We start from the raw sequence: 16128 nt of genomic DNA, 5'->3' as shown, positions 1-16128 counted from the left end.
GGCCGGGTTTGCGCTTGCATCTGCGGTTCCTAGCCTATTCCCAGTACTTCAACCAGCACTGTTTTTATTAGAAAGCCGAGCAAACCGAGGCCCAGCGCGATAAATAGAATAAAGGTGCCAAACCGACCGGCCCTGGACTCTTTCGCCAGGTTCCAGACGATAAAAACCATAAATAAGATGAGTCCGCCGACTCCCAGTAACAGTGAGTACTCTTCAAACTGCTCGAACGACATGTACTGGCCCGCTTAAAAATTGGCGCGCATTGTACAGCGGTTCGCCACGGCTGATAAGTAATGCGCCCGGCGCCCTACTTCCGCCCGGTATCGCCCGAATATTCCAACCGTTCAGGCGCCCTGGTAATAGTCCCCGTCTTCCGCGGCTTTGGTACCACAGCGCAGTCGTCGCACCTCGCGATCCCGATAGCGGCTGTCGTGCCAGCAGCGCGGCAACGCCTCGCCAGACAGGAAGCAGAGCTGCGTCTTGTCAAAAACCTCGGGATCCTGCATTTCCTCGCCCCAAAGGTAGCGGCCGACCACCGTCAACTCGTACGGATTTGACAGTGTGACTATATCGGCCACTTCTACCAGATGATTGGTGGATGTATCTTTGAACAGCATCTTGGCACCCATTTCGTCTTGCTAACCACAGTATAGGGCTTTTAGCGACCTATCCCTGCGACTAGCGCGAAAAAGATGCCGGGCTACACTGCCCCAATACTTACTAATAAATCGAAACGTATCGGCCTTGAAAAACCAATAACCTCCAAATAAATAGAAGCCAGGCTCGATAGAAGCTTCTATTTATCGAGCAGGTACCAGAATCGCCGCTCGGACAGGTTGCCGCACGCGGTGATCACCCCTCGAGCGTGAGTCGCGCCGATACCATCCCTTCCTCGGCCAGCGCGTCGAGATTTACCGTGTGAATGGTGAACTGCTGCTGCATCAGGCTGTTCAGCCAGGGCTGCAGGTCCTGGTAGCGGGCCTCTTCGATCCACAGGCGAATACGGTTGTCGCCTTCCGGCTCGAAGCGCTTGATGGTGATACGGTGTCTGTCGGCCGCTGCGGTCACCCGCTGCAGCAGCGTGCCTGACGCCTGTCCGCTGGTTACAGTGGGCTCGAGCCGCTCCAACACCGGACGCTGCGTCTCTATCCATTGCACCAGTTCGCGGGACTCTTCCGCGCGAAGATGCGCGCTGTCGAAGAAGTTTTTGGCCGGCATGAACAAGCCATAGACCAGGAACAGGCCGCCGAGAAACAGGATCAGTATGCCGAGCGCGCGCTGGTCATTGGCGGGCAGCGCCTGCCACTTCTGTTGCCACTGTTCGATTTGTTCTTTCATCGCTATCTACTGTCGCTTCGTTAACCCGCCAACAGGTGGGTATCTGGGCTCAAAACCCTTAATGATTCACCGGCCATCACCGCAGGCGTATACGCCCGGACACACCCTTCTCCAGTTCATTGGCCCCCAGCAGTTCCGCACGGAACTCACCTGCCGACAGGCGACCGACAAAGGCATCCAGGTCGGCGAGGTTTGGCGCCTGCAACTGCAGCACCATCTCACCGCGATTGCCGTCATAGCGCAGTGACTGGAGTTTCAGCGCCCCGCCGCTGTGCTGCCCCCAGACCCGGCCCAGCAGTTGCATCTGGCCGCCAAAATTGCCACCGCTGCTGCCGGCCCGCTTCAAGTAACCCTCGATCTGGCGCCGGATATCCGCGCCGGGCCTGTCCTGGGGGAAGAGTTCGCTGAACAGGGTACGCGCCTGTTCCTCGGCGCTGCTCGCGCGCCACTGGAAGTAGCCACCGGCGGCGCCAAACAGCAGCAGCTGGGCCACGAAACAGGCTGCGGCAACCTTGAGTGGCTTGCGCCACCAGTCGCGCTCTTCACTGCCATCGGCCAGCTGGTAGTCGCCACTCAGCAAATTGGCCAGGCGCCCCGGTTTGTACTCGACCAGCAACACCTCTTCCGCAGTCCCTTCGATACACTGCAAGTCATCCGCGAACAGCGACTGCAGCTCGGCAACGGTCATCGCGTCCTCTTCACCAGCGCCGAGCAACTCGAGCTTTTGCGCTCCGGCAGCGTCGTCATCGCCGGCTGACAGTGTTGCCAGCAGCGGTTGCAGATGCTGACGGCGGACAGACAGGCCGTATCCGGCCTGCTGCCATATGTGCGCCTGATCGCCATCGAGCCACAGCGCTATATCCCCATGTAGCAGGTCGAGCAGCTGATATTCCGGTATCGCTGCAACCAGCGGCCAGTTCAGGCGCTGCACCTGGCTGATCAATGCATCCATCTTTTCCAGCGCGATGGCGTAGACGCTGCAGAGATCACCGGTCCGCGGCTGGCAGACGAAGTGCAGATCCTCTACGTCTTCCGCCAGGCGCTCCTCCACCATGTAGCCGATGGCATTGGCCTGACGGCGCGCGGCCTTCGGAATCGATTCCAGCCCGCTCCAGACCCAGTTGCCCGGCAGCAACAACAGCACCCGTGCCCCTTCGGGAAAGCTGAGCCGCATCGCTCCTTCCGGGCTGTCCGCGGCTGCGCAGTCCGGATTGAAGGCTTGCACAAAGTCGTCGTCGAGTGCGACCCGCTGCCAACTCCCATCACTCCAGCAGTGCAGCTGCAGCGGCGCACTGCGGCCACTGCCCTCACGCAGGCGCAGCAGCATCAGCTGCTGCGTGGCTGTCGGCGCCCTTCTGTCGGCACTTGAATTATTCATCGTAACCATATGATTTCATTGATCTAATTGTTCGCTTCGGCGACATCGTAATCCAGCAGTTCCTGCATTATCGCACCGGAAAAGGTGCGGCGCTGCCGCTGGACCACCTTCGCCTGGCCGCTGGTTTCATCCACCTGTACCGTGGATTCCCAGTACTGTCGAAAATCGCCATCCGCCCCCAACTGCACAGCGATACGTACCAGATAGTACTGGCTGTGAAAGACCAGCCCACCGGCATTGGCTACGCCGTACTCGGCCAGCTGCGCGCGGTCACTGAACACGCCGTCTGCCTCCCGGAAACCCACGATCTCGGCCGCATTCGCCTGCGGATCCAGCGCCTCCAGCAGCTCCAGCGGGGCAAAATTGATATTGATCGCCGTACCTGTCTCCGGCAGCGCACACAGGAAAGGCTGCAGCTTCTGCCAGTCCTCCGCTTCCATACCCTGCACCGCCGACAGCTCGGAAATGTCGCTGATCAGCGTGTCCGGCGTGCGGTGGGCCAGCTCGCGACCGAGGTAGCCGTCGTCCTCGGTGCCGGGGGCCAGCGGCGTGTCGCCCGCATCGACCCAGTCCTGAATCGACTTGGCCAGTTCCGTCTTGCCGCTCACATTGCGCACCAGACGCTCGAATATCTGCCGCTGCTGCGACTTGCTGTCGCCGGCGTCGACAAGATTGTTTACATTAAAACATGAGTTTAAGTCTTTGATATTAATGCGAATCTTGCCGTTATCCGGATTGAAGGCCAGGGCCTTCTGCGCCCAGGCCTCCACGGCGGAATCCGCCGACGGATTCTGTTCGCGGTCGGCTTCATAATCCCTCTCCAGCGCGACCCGCGCCCAGGCTTCAGCCCCGCCGACAAATTCTGCCAGCTGGGTATTCGCCAGCAGTGCCCCGGTGCGCGACACCGCGATGCGGTTGCGGGTAATCGCATGGGTGACGGCGGCAATGGCGATCACCATCACCAGCAGCACCGTAATCAGGGCGACGCCGCGCTGGCGACCGATGCTATTCACTGTCGCGTCCCCCGCGCTCTTCACTGCCATCAGAGTCTTCCGTCTCGTCGCGGCTTTCATGCTGCCCGTCGTCGCCTTCCTGTTCGTCGCCCCCGGCGGAATTCCCATTGCCGCCGCCGGCGGTCACCGATACGCGCGGCAGCGGGAAGACGCGACGCAACTCTCCACCAGAGCGGGTAACCAGAACCAGCTCCAGCGCCTGCGGCAGTCTGGTTTCCGCCGCCGCAGTCCCGGTGCGCGAGGTGACCGGTGGCCACTGTGACAGCCAGGCTTCGGTGTCCGGGTCGTAATAGCGCAGGCTCAGGCTGTCGACGCCGGGCAACAACGGTTCGGCCACCGGCTCTGAATCCGGTGCCCGGTCCAGCACGCGCCAGCGACTGCGTATCAGCAGGCCGCCGCTGTCCTCTTCCGCCCCGCCGCTTTGTGCCTCGTCGGCAAAGCCAATGCTGTAGCTCAACCGCTGCAATTCACCCCGCGGCTCTCCGGTCAGATTCGCGGCTCCGAGGCGGGTGAATTCCACTTCGTCCGCATCGCCCCGCAAGGCAGGCTCGTAGCCGTTGTAGCCATTCTTGACGGCGCGCGCGGTCAGCTGACGCAGGTCGTCATCGATTCGATACATGGCCATGGAGAAGCGGCGCAGCTCCTCGGCCCGCACTTCCAGCTCGCGGTCTGTGCTGTTGAACGTATCCAGCAGCGCGAAGGAACCGATACTGATAATCGCCACCAGCATCAGCACGACGAGAATTTCAATCAGGGTAAAACCGGACTGGCGACGGCAAAGAGAAAAACGCATAGCCGTCACTCCTGCGCCGCCCAGGCATCGAGGGTGAGGGTCGGGTTTTCGGCGTCGGGGCGCGCCACCTCAATGATGATGTGGCGCATACGCTCTTCGCGGGTCGCCTCCACCCGTGCGGTGACCTGCCACTCGCGCTCGGCGAAAGGCACGCGCTCGGACTTTTCTCCCAGCGGCGGCCACGGCGTGCGCATACGCACCTCGGCGAGCACCTGTTGTGCGACCCAGTTGGCCGCCAGCCGCTCTTCCATTGCCGCCTGCTGGCGCACGCTGCCCTGCATCGTCTTCAGCACACTGGCCGCGACAACGCCGAAAATCACCAGTGCCACCAGCACTTCGACCAGGGTGAAACCGCGCTCGGATTTGGACCGCAGGGATCTAGAACTCATCTGCCTGCCACTCGAGCTGCAGGCCGTGCAGGCTGTTGTAGGAAATGCTCGCGCCGCGGCTTATATCGGCGTCCTGCAGCAGGAACAGGGCCAGTTCCACTGGCAAAATCTCGCCACTCGAGAGCGCGACAAATTGCGGCAATGATTGCTCGGCATCTTCCTGATCGGCGGCAAATTCGGCCGGCGCGGCAGCCGGCAGCTCCGCCTCGGCAATCACCTCCAGGCGCATATTGCCCGGCAGTTCGTGGGTGGCAAAACGCGCCGCCAAAGACTTGGCCGCCCCCGTTTCCAGCGATTGCCACTGCATCGCCGCAGGATCAAAGCGCACCACACTGTAACGGTCCTGCTCCAGCACGACGCCGTAGTGGGCCTTGTCGATCAACGCCCGATCGGCGACCAACTGCAACAGCGCGGCGAGACGCTGCACCTCGCCGCTCCAGGCGCGGGCGTCAGAATTGCCCAGCGACAGCACCGCCATGCCCGCCAGCGTGGCGATGATCACGATCACCACCAACACCTCGATCAGCGTAAAGCCTCGGCTGTGGCGGGGGCAGGCGCGCATCGGGATCAACCGGAAGACTGCTTAGAGTTCGGCCGCAAAGATATCGGCCGCATCACCCTCGCCGCCCGGCTTGCCGTCGGCGCCCAGGCTGAACAGATCGAAGGGGCCAGCGCTACCCGGGCTGATGTACTGGTACTCATTACCCCAGGGATCCTTGGGAGTCTGCTTACTCTTAAGATAAGGCTGGGTCCAGTTCTTCGCTTCCGGGAAGCCGGAGGGTTTCGCCACCAGCGCCTCTAGGCCCTGATCCGAACTCGGGTAGGCAAAGTTGTCCATTTTGTAAAACTCAAGCGCATTTTCAATTGCACGAATATCCGACTTGGCTGCGGTTACTCTAGCCTGCTCCGTCTTACCACCTACCGCATTCACGACCAACCCCGCCAATACCCCGAGAATCACGATCACCACCATGATCTCAATCAGCGTAAAGCCGCCGCTCTTGCGTAAATTTTTCATTGCTCTTCTCCCAATCGCCTGTACACAGGCTCTATACCACGAGTTGGTTCATGCTCATGATCGGCATCATAATCGCCATCACGATAAACAATACGATACTGGCCATCAGCAGCAGCATGACCGGCTCGAACAGGCTAATAAATGCCGTCACCGCACCCTGCATATCCTGCTCCTGCGACTCGGCCGCGCGACCGAGCATCTCGTCCAGCGTCCCGGAGGATTCCCCGCTGGCAATCATGTAGATCATCATTGGAGGAAAATATTCCACGTCCTCCAGAGCGCGGCGCAGGCTGCCCCCTTCCCGCACCGATTTCTGTGCCGCCTGCAGGCGTTCCTTGAGGAATTCGTTGCTCATGACGCCACTGGCGATACCCATCGCCTGTACCAGCGGCAGGCTGCTGCCGGTCAATATCGCCAGAGTACCGACATAGCGGGCGCTCTGGCTACCGCGCACCAGCCAGCCGATTAGCGGCAGCTCCAGCAGGCGGTGGTGGAAGCGGTAGCGAATCGCCGGGCGGCGCAACATGAAAATGGCGACGGCGATCAGTGCGGCCAGCGCTGGCGGCACCAGCCAACCCCACGCGGAGATAAAGTCACTCAGCGCCACCAGGATGCGCGTCGGCAATGGCAGCACCTGGCCGGTACCGGTAAATACCTCGATCACATCGGGCACTACATAAACCATCAAGCCGGTGACGACCAGAATGCAGATGAATACCAACACCATCGGATAGATCAGCGCCAGCTGCACCTTCTGGCGGAATTTCTGCTGATTCTCGGTGTAGTCGCCGAGGCGCTCCAGCACCGCGTCCAGGTGACCGGAGTGCTCGCCGGCCTCCACCGTCGCGCGGTAGAGTTTCGGGAAGGCACGCGGGAAACTGCCCAGAGCCTGGGCGAAACTGTGCCCTTCGAGCACCTTGCCCCGCACCGCCAGCACGATGCGGCGGATCTTGTGGTTGCGGGTCTGATTGGCGATGGCGCCGAGAGTTTCCTCGAGTGGAATGCCGGCGCGCAGCAGAGTCGCGATCTGGCGGGTCAGCAGGGCCAGGTGTTTGATACTGAGGCCGGGACTGCCGCCGAACAGCTGCGCACCACCCTCGGCGGCAGTCTCGGTGGCCGGGGCCACCTCCAGCGGCACCATACCCTTGGCGCGCAACTGCTGCCGCGCGGCGCGGGCACTGTCGGCCTCCAAGGTACCGCGGTTCTTGCGGCCGGCGTGGTTGAGGGCTGTGTACTCGAAGGCCGCCACGGTCAGGACTCCTGCGTGACGCGCAGCACTTCTTCCAGTGAAGTCGTTCCGGCCAGCACCTTGGCCACACCGTCATCGCGGATGCTGGACGCCACCTTGCGCGCCTCCGCCACCAGCTTGCTCTCCGACGCGCGGTCGTGAATCAGCTGGCGCATGGTCTCGTTGACCGGCACCAGTTCATAGATACCCACGCGACCGACATAGCCGCTGTGATTGCAGTGTTCGCAGCCGTTGGGACGGTAGATGATCGTGTCGCCGTCTCCGTCGATACCGAGCATGCGGCGCTCACCGGCGTCGGCCGTATGGGGCTGTTTGCACTCGGGGCACAGAACCCGCACCAGGCGCTGGGCCAGCACGCCGATCAGGCTCGAGGACAGCAGGAAAGGTTCGATGCCCATATCCACCAGGCGCGTCACGGCGCCGAGTGCCGTGTTGGTGTGCAGTGTCGACAGCACCAGGTGGCCGGTCAGGCTGGCCTGAATCGCGATCTGCATCGTCTCCAGGTCACGGATCTCGCCCACCATCACCACATCCGGATCCTGGCGCAGGATGGCGCGCAGGCCGCGGGCGAAGGTCATGTCCGCCTTGGTGTTGACCTGGGTCTGGCCGATACCCTCGAGGTTGTATTCGACCGGATCCTCGACGGTGAGGATGTTCTTTTCGCGGCTGTTGATACTGCCCAGACCGGCATACAGCGTCGTGGTCTTACCGGAGCCGGTGGGACCGGTCACCAGCAGGATGCCGTGTGGCCGGGACAGCAGGTCGCTCATGACACGCAGATCGCGATCCGCCATGCCGAGCCTGCCCAGATCCATCTTGCCGGCCTGCTTGTCCAGCAGGCGCATCACGACCCGCTCGCCGGCCGAGGACGGCATGGTGGAAACACGCACGTCCACCTCGCGCCCGGCCATCAACAGCGAGATGCGACCATCCTGGGGCACGCGCTTTTCGGCGATATCCAACTTCGCCATCACCTTGATGCGGGACACCAGCAGCGGTGCCAGCGCGCGGCGCGGTTGCAGCACTTCGCGTAACACGCCGTCGACCCGGAAGCGTACCACCAGGCGCTTTTCGAAGGTTTCGATATGGATATCCGAGGCGCCCTGCTTCAGCGATTCGGCAAAGATGGCGTTGATCAGTTTGACGATGGGGGCATCGTCTTCCTGCTCCAGAAGATCCTCGGTTTCCGGCAGGGAGTCGACGATGGCAGCAAGATCCAGCTCTTCGCCGAGGCCCTCGACCTCGGACAGGTTGCCACCCTCACGGTTTTCGTAGAGACGCTGCAGCGCGGCCTGAAAGGCCTCGTCTCCCACTGCCTCGATATCCACGGCAATGCCGCTGAGTCGCTGTACCTCGGCCAGGACAGTGGGGCTCAGTGGCGCTACATACTGGCAGCGGGGCTGGCCGTCCAGATCGATCAGCAATACACGGTGGCGCTTGGCGAACGCATAGGGGAGGCGCCGTGTCATCGGAGGTGTCTCTACCGCATCAACCGTCATTTTGTTATTTCTGCCTCCAGTACTTCGACTGGTGCGCCCGCGGGGCCCTCGCCCCCCTCGTCGTAGCTGCCGGTGGGCGGCAGCAGGTCCGGCAGTATATCGCCGCGATGCCAGTCCCAGATCAGGCTGGTCCTGTCCTTAAGATAAATCTGCTTTTGCTGCAGGTCGAGGTAGCGTTTACGTGTCTCCTCGTAACCGGCCACCTGGGTGCTGAGGATCTTCGGGCGCAGAAACACCATCAGGTTGGTCTTGTCGACATCCTTGTTGGTGTTACGGAACAGACGGCCGATACCCGGAATGTCGCCGAGCAGCGGGACCTTTGACACCGACTCGGTCACCTTGTCCTCGATCAGCCCACCGAGCACCAGTATGGCGCCGTCGTCGATCAGCACCTTGGTGCGGATCTCGCGCTTGCTGGTCACAATATCCGAGGCGCCGGTTGCGGTTTCGGCAAACGGCAGCACATTCTCAACCTTCTGCTCTATCTCCAGCGTGACTGAATTGTTGTTGTTCACGCGCGGCGTGACCTTCAGGGTGGTACCCACATCCTCGCGCTGGATGGTCGTAAACGGATCGCGGTTGCTGCCCGACAACAGCTGCTCGCCGGTGATGAAGGGCACGTTCTGGCCGACGAGGATCTCCGCCTCCTCATTGTCCAGTGCCATGATGGTCGGCGTGGAGAGGATATTGGCGTTACTCTCAGATGCCACCGCATTGATCGCCGCGCGGATATCCGTACCACTCAGGTAGCCCAGATGCAGGGCGCCGGGGCCGGTCAGGCTTGTCAACGGTAGCGAGAAAGGATTCAGGGTATCAATGATGTTGCCGTCATCGTCGACATCGGTGGTGGCCGGCAGGTTATCCCAGGCCGCGACCACTTCTTCATTGGCTCCGGCGATCCAGCTGATGCCCAGCTCGTTGCCGGTTCCCTCGGTAACCTCGACGATAATCGCCTCGATCAGCACCTGGGCGCGGCGCACGTCCAGCTTGGCGATCACCCCTTTCATGGTTTCCAGCAGCGACGGCGGCGCGGTCAGCACCAGCGAGTTGAGCGCCTCATTGACCTGGATGCTCACTTCCACGTCGGCGACCTGCTGGTCTTTTTCCGTCTTCTGGATACTGCCGCTCATCCCCTCCAGGATGGGTTTCAAATCCGCGGCGTTGGCGTACTGCACGTAGACTACTGCGGTGTTGCCCTCACCCGACAGCGGCTGGTCGAGACGGCGAATGACATTCTTGAGTTGCTGGCGGGTCACCGGGTCGCCGGTCAGCAGCACACTATTGGAACGCTCGTCCACGGCGATGCGTAACGGCTGCACCTCGCTGCCAGCGGCGCCCTTGTTGCCAGCGGACTGCAGCAGCTCGTTCAGCACCTGCTTGACGTCCTTGGCAGAAGCAAACTGTAACGGCACCAGCTCGATCTCAATAGCACCGGCACGGTCCAGCTGCTTCACCAGCCGGACAATCTGGTCAATATTGGCCGCGCGGTCGGCGATGATCAGGGTATTGGTATCGGCGTAAGCTGCCAGGTGGCCGGTTTGCGGAATCAGTGGGCGCAGCATGGCGATCAGCTGCGCCGCCGAGATGTTCTCCACTCGCACGGTGCGCACCACCAGCGATTCCGCCGGGGCGCGAGTTTGATCGCCCACCACCGGAATCGCCTGCTGCTTCGCCAGTGCATCCGGCACTACTTTCCAGGTGCCACCCTGCTCCACCAGGCTGAAGCCGTTGACCTGCAACACCGACATAAAGACGTCGAAGGCTTCTTCGTGGGTCATCGGATCGCCGGCGACCACGGTGACCTTCCCCTTTACGTTCGGGTGCACAATGATGTTCTTGCCAGTGAAGTCCGCGGCCCAGTTGATTAGATCGCGGATATCCGCATTGTCCAGAGACAGAGTGACTCGTTCCGGAGTCTGAGCCAGCACTGCAGTTGATAACAGCAATCCCAGCCCGGCGGCCAAAAACCGCCGATAAAACATCCTCATCATTATTTGTCTGGCTCTTATGTCTTTGTAAAAAGAATAATGGTCTTGAAAAAATATCTGTTAACGGCGCTCGGCCCGGCGCTCCCGCGCCAATTTACGCAGCTCCTCCAGCCGCTCACGTATGGATTGCTGCTTCTCCCCCTGACTGGCCCCACTCGCCGCACTGACGTCTGCTGCCCGGGAGGAGAGATTCGTGTAGTTTCGCAACGGCACACTGGGCCGGCCATCCTCGTCCGGATAGGTCAGCTTTTCCATCCGGCCATTGCGGCGCAGGATCACGTGATCCACCGCCACCGAGTAGAGTTCGGCTCCTCCGGGCAGGGTATCGCCCACATACAGACGCTGGGCCGGCTTGCCTTTTTCCGCCACCAGGGCGCTGGCCTTATCTTTGGCGCTGCTATCCAGCACGCCAGATAGCACCAGATTGAGCTGGGTGATCGGGATATTGGCCAGATCGACTTCCGGTTGTTTTTCCGTTTTGACCGGCGCGCGACCGAAGAAGGGGGTGCTGGGAAGGGAGGCCACGCGACCGGCGGTGGGGGCATTGCTGCTGCGCTTTGCCAGCAGTGAGTCCTCCTCACCAGCGGGGATCAGCAGCGCTCCATAGGCGAAAAGGTTAAAAAACGACCACCCCGCAACGACCGCGATCGAAGCCATAGCGCCGCGCGACAGCGACCTGGGCGCCTCGCGCTGTGCGAATCTGGCTCCGATGGATCCAACGGCTCGCTTTACTGGGGACATGTATAACCTGCGTATCAGTTCAAAAATCGACTGAATTTATCAATTATTGACGCCTATTCTCTTTCGTCAGCCCGGGAAAGGCAATGTTCCTGGCTTGGCGTACTGCCGCACATAGTTTGTCCTCATATACGCGACAGCCAAAAATGAGTCTTTCTGATACAAGAAAGGGCGACTCAATGCCGCCCTTCCTATTTTTATTAGTATATTAATCGAAAATTACAACTTTGTTTCAAGCTCCGGTACCGCCTCGAAGAGATCCGCTACCAGGCCGTAGTCGGCGACGGAGAAGATCGGCGCCTCTTCATCCTTGTTGATCGCCACGATCACCTTGGAATCCTTCATACCGGCCAGGTGCTGGATCGCGCCGGAGATACCCACGGCGATATACAGATCCGGCGCAACGATCTTGCCGGTCTGACCAACCTGCATGTCATTGGGCACGAAGCCAGCGTCAACCGCAGCTCGGGATGCACCCACGGCGGCGCCCAGTTTGTCGGCCAGCTTGTAGAGCATCTCGAAGTTGTCGCCGTTCTGCATACCGCGGCCACCGGAAATCACCACGCGGGCGGAGGTCAGCTCCGGACGGTCGGATACAGCCAGCTCTTCGCCAACAAAAGAGGAAACACCGGCGTCGTCCGCGATATCCACGGATTCCACCGCCGCGCTGCCACCCTCTGCGGGTACGGCGTCGAACGCGGTGGTGCGAACGGTGATCACCTTGATCGCATCGCTGCTCTGTACGGTGGCAATCACGTTACCGGCGTAAATCGGGCGCTTGAAGGTGTCAGCGCTCTCTACCGCGATGATGTCGGAAATCGGCTGCACGTCCAGCAGTGCTGCGACGCGCGGCAGCATGTTCTTGCCTGTGGTAGTGGCGGGGGCCAGGATATGGCTATAGTCCTTACCCAGGTCCGCTACCAGCTTGGCCACATTCTCGGCGAGCTGGTGCTCATATGCGGCGTTGTCCGCTACCAGCACCTTATTCACACCTTCGATTTTTGCGGCAGCTTCGCCCACCGCACCACAACCTGCGCCGGCTACCAGCACATCGATATCGCCACCCATGGCCTTGGCCGCGGCGATGGTGTTGAGCGTGGCGCCTTTCAGTTCGGCGTTGTCGTGTTCAGCAATAACCAGAATGCTCATCAGATTACCTTCGCCTCATTCTTCAGTTTCTCTACCAGTTCCGCCACATCGGCAACCTTGACGCCGGCCTGGCGCTCGGCCGGCGGCTCAACTTTCAGGGTCTTGGTGCGAGGAGTGATGTCCACACCCAGTTCTTCCGGGTTAGTGGTGTCGAGCGGCTTCTTCTTCGCCTTCATGATGTTCGGCAGGGAGGCGTAGCGCGGCTCGTTCAGACGCAGGTCGGTGGTCACGATCGCCGGCAGTTTCAGCTCTACGGTCTGCAGGCCGCCGTCGATCTCGCGGGTCACTTTGACGGATTCACCTTCAACAGTCACTTCCGAGGCGAAGGTGCCCTGCCCCATGCCGGTCAGTGCGCCCAGCATCTGGCCGGTTTGGTTGTTATCGCCGTCGATGGACTGCTTGCCCATGATCACCATCTGCGGTTCTTCTTTGTCGACGAGCGCCTTCAGGCATTTAGCTACCGCCAGCGGCTGCAGCTCGGCATCGGTCTCTACCAGGATGCCGCGATCGGCGCCCAGCGCCAGCGCGGTGCGGATCTGCTCCTGGCACTGCTTGGGACCCATGGAAACGGCGACTATCTCGCTGACAACGCCTTTTTCCTTCAAGCGTACCGCCTCTTCCACCGCAATTTCGCAGAAGGGGTTGATAGACATTTTTACGTTGGCAGTATCGACGTCAGAACCGTCCGCCTTGGGGCGAACCTTGACGTTGTAATCCACAACGCGCTTCACAGCTACAAGAACTTTCATGGAAATCCCGTCTTAAATAAGCCATTTGGGAGCCGCGACTGATAGTTCATATCGCGAACTAATACGCTATTCTGGTCAAACAAGTGTTTGAACGGCGTGTATGGTGGCCCTTCTATATCGCAAAATCAATAGGCAAATGGACGAGCCAACTGCCATTCAGCAAATCTATTTCCGGAAATAGAACCTAGCAATACCGGTAGCCTAAGTGCTTGAAATACAGCACTTTTGCCATGACAAATGAATAGTCCTGCAATTGGTAGGGACACCCAAACGCCTATATAATCCGCGACCAGTATAAATGTATAAGGCCGATTGCGGCCGACGATAATCGATTGCAACCAGCTGAGGAGAGCGCCGTGGAACGCGAATCAATGGAATACGATGTAGTGATCGTGGGTGCCGGCCCCGCAGGTCTGGCAGCGGCCTGCCGTATTCGCCAGCTCAACGAAGATGTCTCCGTTTGTGTAGTGGAGAAAGGCTCCGAAGTCGGCGCTCATATCCTCTCCGGCGCGGTATTTGAGCCCACCGCCCTGAACGAGCTCTTCCCCGACTGGAAAGACCGCGGCGCCCCCCTCAATACCGAGGTGAAAGGCGATGACATCTATGTGATGGGTAGCGCCGAAAAGGCCACCAAGGTACCCAACATGTTCGTGCCCAGCACCATGCACAATGAGGGTAACTACATTATCAGCCTCGGCAACCTGTGCCGCTGGCTGGGGGAACAGGCCGAAAACCTCGGCGTAGAGATTTTCCCCGGCTTCGCCGCTGCGGAAGTGCTGTACAACGAAGACGGCTCCGTGAAGGGCATTGCCACCGGCGATATGGGGGTGGGCGCCAATGGCGAGCACAAGGATTCCTACATGCCCGGCATGGAGCTGCACGCCAAGTACACCCTGTTTGCTGAAGGCTGCCGCGGCCACCTGGGCAAGCAGCTGATCGAGCGCTTCAAGCTCGATGAAGGTGCCGATCCGCAGCACTACGGTATTGGCATCAAGGAAATCTGGAAGGTCGCCGACGACAAGCACCAGCAGGGCCTGGTGGTACATACCGCCGGCTGGCCGCTGGACGAGAGCGGCTCTCACGGCGGCGGCTTCCTGTACCATCTGGAAGACAATCAGGTGGTTGTCGGTCTGATCACCGACCTGGCCTACAGCAATCCGCATGTAAGCCCGTTCGACGAGTTCCAGCGCTACAAGCACCACCCGGTGATCAAGCAGTACCTGGAAGGTGGCCAGCGCGTGGCCTATGGCGCCCGCGCCATCACCAAAGGCGGCCTGCAGTCCCAGCCGAAGATGACCTTCCCCGGCGGCCTGCTGATCGGCGACAACGCCGGCACGCTGAACTTCGCCAAGATCAAGGGCAACCACACCGCGATGAAGTCCGGCATGATCGCCGCGGAAACAGTGGTCGAAGCACTGGCGGCCGAGCGCGCCAGCGACGAGCTGACCGAATACTCCGCCAAGTACCGCGACAGCTGGGCCTGGAAAGAGCTGCACAAGCAGCGCAACTTCGGCCCGGCGCAGCACAAGTGGGGCAACATCATCGGCTCTGCCTACGCGTTTATCGACATCAACATTTTCCAGGGCAAACTGCCGTGGACCCTGCGCGACACCAAGGCCGATCACGCCCAGCTGAAACCCGCGGCGGACTGCAAGAAGATCGATTATCCGAAGCCCGACGGCGTGCTCAGCTTTGACAAGCTGTCCTCGGTGTTTATCTCCAACACCAACCACGAGGAAGACCAGCCCTGTCACCTGACTCTGAAGGACGACGAGATCCCTCTGAACCACAACCTGCCGATTTACGACGAGCCGGCGCAGCGCTACTGCCCCGCCGCCGTTTACGAGGTGGTCGAGGATGCGAATGGCAAGCGCTTCCAGATCAATGCGCAGAACTGCGTGCACTGTAAGACTTGCGACATCAAGGATCCGACCCAGAATATCGTCTGGGTGGCGCCGGAAGGTGGCGGCGGCCCGAACTATCCAAACATGTAATAAGCGGTTTATTTGTATGGGCGCCTCCGGGCGCCCTTTTTTTTGGTCCGCACCCTGGCCGGACGTCGCGGCATTGGCCGCCAGCGGCTTACCGGGCTAAGCTTCCTCCGGTCAGCGCATTGGAAACTCGGTCATGAAACCCGCCCTACTCTGCATCGATCTCCAGCACCTGTTCGCCTCCCGCGACGGTGACTTCTTCACAGCAAGCAGCCAGAGCCCATTCGGTGAATCTGAACAGACCTACTACTTCACCACGCTCGAACAGACAGTACTGCCAAACATTCAAAGCCTGCAGGCGGTATTCCGCGACAAGGGCATCGAAGTCATCCACATACGCACGCGTAGTAAAACCCATGACGGCCGCGACCGCACCTATTGGCACAAGAAGCGCAACCTGCGCTCGACACCAGGTTCGCAAGCTGCGGAATTTGTCGATTCGGTGGGCCCACGCGGCGATGAAGTGATCGTCAACAAGACCGGCTCGGGCCCTTTCGGCAACAGTGTCCTGCAGGCACACCTGCATCAGCTGGGCATCTCCCAGCTGTATTGTTGCGGGGTATTTACCGATGAATCGGTGGAGTCCACCATTCGCGCCGCTGCGGACTTCGGCTACTGCCCGCTGCTGATCGCGGATGCGACTGCGACCGCCAGCAAGCAGCTGCAATCGGAATGCATCGAGCGTCTGCAGGATCGGTTTTGCGAAGTAACGAAGACCGAGGATCTCATAGAAGATTTGAAGCAGCACCTGCGCTCTGTCGGCTGACCGAAGCCAAAAAAACGGGCACTGTAACCAGTGCCCGGCTGACATAGATTCCTGTTATTTAATTCGTAAT

17 protein-coding genes are annotated in these 16128 nt (G+C 60.4%); 2 read left to right on the top strand and 15 right to left on the bottom strand.

The genetic code is table 11. The annotated features are described in order from the left end of the window. Positions 1–29: 29 nt before the first annotated feature. From BLW36_RS02120 to BLW36_RS02050, 15 genes are all read right to left on the bottom strand, one after another. Positions 30–233: a DUF2788 domain-containing protein gene (locus BLW36_RS02120; protein WP_091384659.1), complete on the bottom strand. Its 204-nt coding sequence runs from the start codon at positions 231–233 to the stop codon at positions 30–32. A 111-nt stretch (positions 234–344) separates the two neighbouring features. After that, a complete protein-coding gene (locus BLW36_RS02115; protein ID WP_244506100.1) occupies positions 345–629 on the bottom strand; it encodes an acetyltransferase in 285 nt (94 codons plus the stop codon). 223 nt (positions 630–852) lie between these two features. Continuing rightward, complete coding sequence (gspM, locus tag BLW36_RS02110) at positions 853–1338, bottom strand: type II secretion system protein GspM (RefSeq protein WP_091384657.1); 486 nt, start codon at positions 1336–1338, stop codon at positions 853–855. Between the two features lie 76 nt (positions 1339–1414). After that, a complete protein-coding gene (gene gspL, locus BLW36_RS02105; RefSeq protein WP_170833089.1) occupies positions 1415–2716 on the bottom strand; it encodes a type II secretion system protein GspL in 1302 nt (433 codons plus the stop codon). 23 nt (positions 2717–2739) lie between these two features. Beyond that, positions 2740–3759: a type II secretion system minor pseudopilin GspK gene (gene gspK, locus BLW36_RS02100; protein WP_244506098.1), complete on the bottom strand. Its 1020-nt coding sequence runs from the start codon at positions 3757–3759 to the stop codon at positions 2740–2742. Next, positions 3722–4522 (bottom strand): type II secretion system minor pseudopilin GspJ, encoded by an 801-nt coding sequence (gene gspJ, locus BLW36_RS02095; protein ID WP_091384652.1) that lies wholly within the window; start codon positions 4520–4522, stop codon positions 3722–3724. The genes gspK and gspJ overlap by 38 nt, the downstream gene beginning before the upstream one ends. Before the next feature lie 5 nt (positions 4523–4527). Continuing rightward, positions 4528–4911 carry a type II secretion system minor pseudopilin GspI gene (gene gspI, locus BLW36_RS02090; RefSeq protein WP_091384650.1) on the bottom strand — a complete coding sequence of 128 codons (384 nt, stop codon included), beginning with the start codon at positions 4909–4911 and terminating at the stop codon, positions 4528–4530. Continuing rightward, complete coding sequence (gene gspH, locus BLW36_RS02085; RefSeq protein WP_091384648.1) at positions 4901–5473, bottom strand: type II secretion system minor pseudopilin GspH; 573 nt, start codon at positions 5471–5473, stop codon at positions 4901–4903. Before gspH ends, gspI begins: the two co-directional genes overlap by 11 nt. Positions 5474–5494: 21 nt before the next feature. Next, on the bottom strand, positions 5495–5929 hold the full coding sequence (gene gspG, locus BLW36_RS02080; protein ID WP_091384646.1) for a type II secretion system major pseudopilin GspG: 435 nt from the start codon (positions 5927–5929) through the stop codon (positions 5495–5497). A gap of 31 nt (positions 5930–5960) precedes the next feature. After that, positions 5961–7178, bottom strand: a complete 1218-nt coding sequence (gene gspF / locus BLW36_RS02075; RefSeq protein ID WP_091384644.1) for a type II secretion system inner membrane protein GspF — start codon at positions 7176–7178, stop codon at positions 5961–5963. Positions 7179–7180: 2 nt separating this feature from the next. After that, positions 7181–8647, bottom strand: a complete 1467-nt coding sequence (gspE, locus tag BLW36_RS02070; RefSeq protein ID WP_280140338.1) for a type II secretion system ATPase GspE — start codon at positions 8645–8647, stop codon at positions 7181–7183. 26 nt (positions 8648–8673) lie between these two features. Further along, on the bottom strand, positions 8674–10668 hold the full coding sequence (gene gspD / locus BLW36_RS02065) for a type II secretion system secretin GspD (protein ID WP_091384640.1): 1995 nt from the start codon (positions 10666–10668) through the stop codon (positions 8674–8676). A gap of 57 nt (positions 10669–10725) precedes the next feature. Further along, positions 10726–11322 carry a type II secretion system protein N gene (locus tag BLW36_RS02060; RefSeq protein WP_244506096.1) on the bottom strand — a complete coding sequence of 199 codons (597 nt, stop codon included), beginning with the start codon at positions 11320–11322 and terminating at the stop codon, positions 10726–10728. 300 nt (positions 11323–11622) lie between these two features. Next, positions 11623–12552 (bottom strand): electron transfer flavoprotein subunit alpha/FixB family protein, encoded by a 930-nt coding sequence (locus tag BLW36_RS02055; RefSeq protein WP_091384636.1) that lies wholly within the window; start codon positions 12550–12552, stop codon positions 11623–11625. Continuing rightward, positions 12552–13301 (bottom strand): electron transfer flavoprotein subunit beta/FixA family protein, encoded by a 750-nt coding sequence (locus tag BLW36_RS02050; RefSeq protein WP_091384634.1) that lies wholly within the window; start codon positions 13299–13301, stop codon positions 12552–12554. The genes BLW36_RS02055 and BLW36_RS02050 overlap by 1 nt, the downstream gene beginning before the upstream one ends. A gap of 371 nt (positions 13302–13672) precedes the next feature. Between BLW36_RS02050 and BLW36_RS02045 the strand changes: the two genes are divergently transcribed. Both BLW36_RS02045 and BLW36_RS02040 read left to right on the top strand, forming a co-directional pair. Further along, positions 13673–15295 (top strand): electron transfer flavoprotein-ubiquinone oxidoreductase, encoded by a 1623-nt coding sequence (locus BLW36_RS02045; protein WP_211567156.1) that lies wholly within the window; start codon positions 13673–13675, stop codon positions 15293–15295. A gap of 133 nt (positions 15296–15428) precedes the next feature. Beyond that, complete coding sequence (locus tag BLW36_RS02040; RefSeq protein ID WP_091384630.1) at positions 15429–16058, top strand: cysteine hydrolase family protein; 630 nt, start codon at positions 15429–15431, stop codon at positions 16056–16058. Positions 16059–16128 lie beyond the last annotated feature (70 nt).

This window comes from Microbulbifer marinus (assembly GCF_900107725.1).
Lineage (GTDB): Bacteria > Pseudomonadota > Gammaproteobacteria > Pseudomonadales > Cellvibrionaceae > Microbulbifer > Microbulbifer marinus.
The sequence above is the reverse complement of the archived record's forward strand: the minus strand, read 5'-3'. Positions and strand labels throughout refer to the sequence as shown.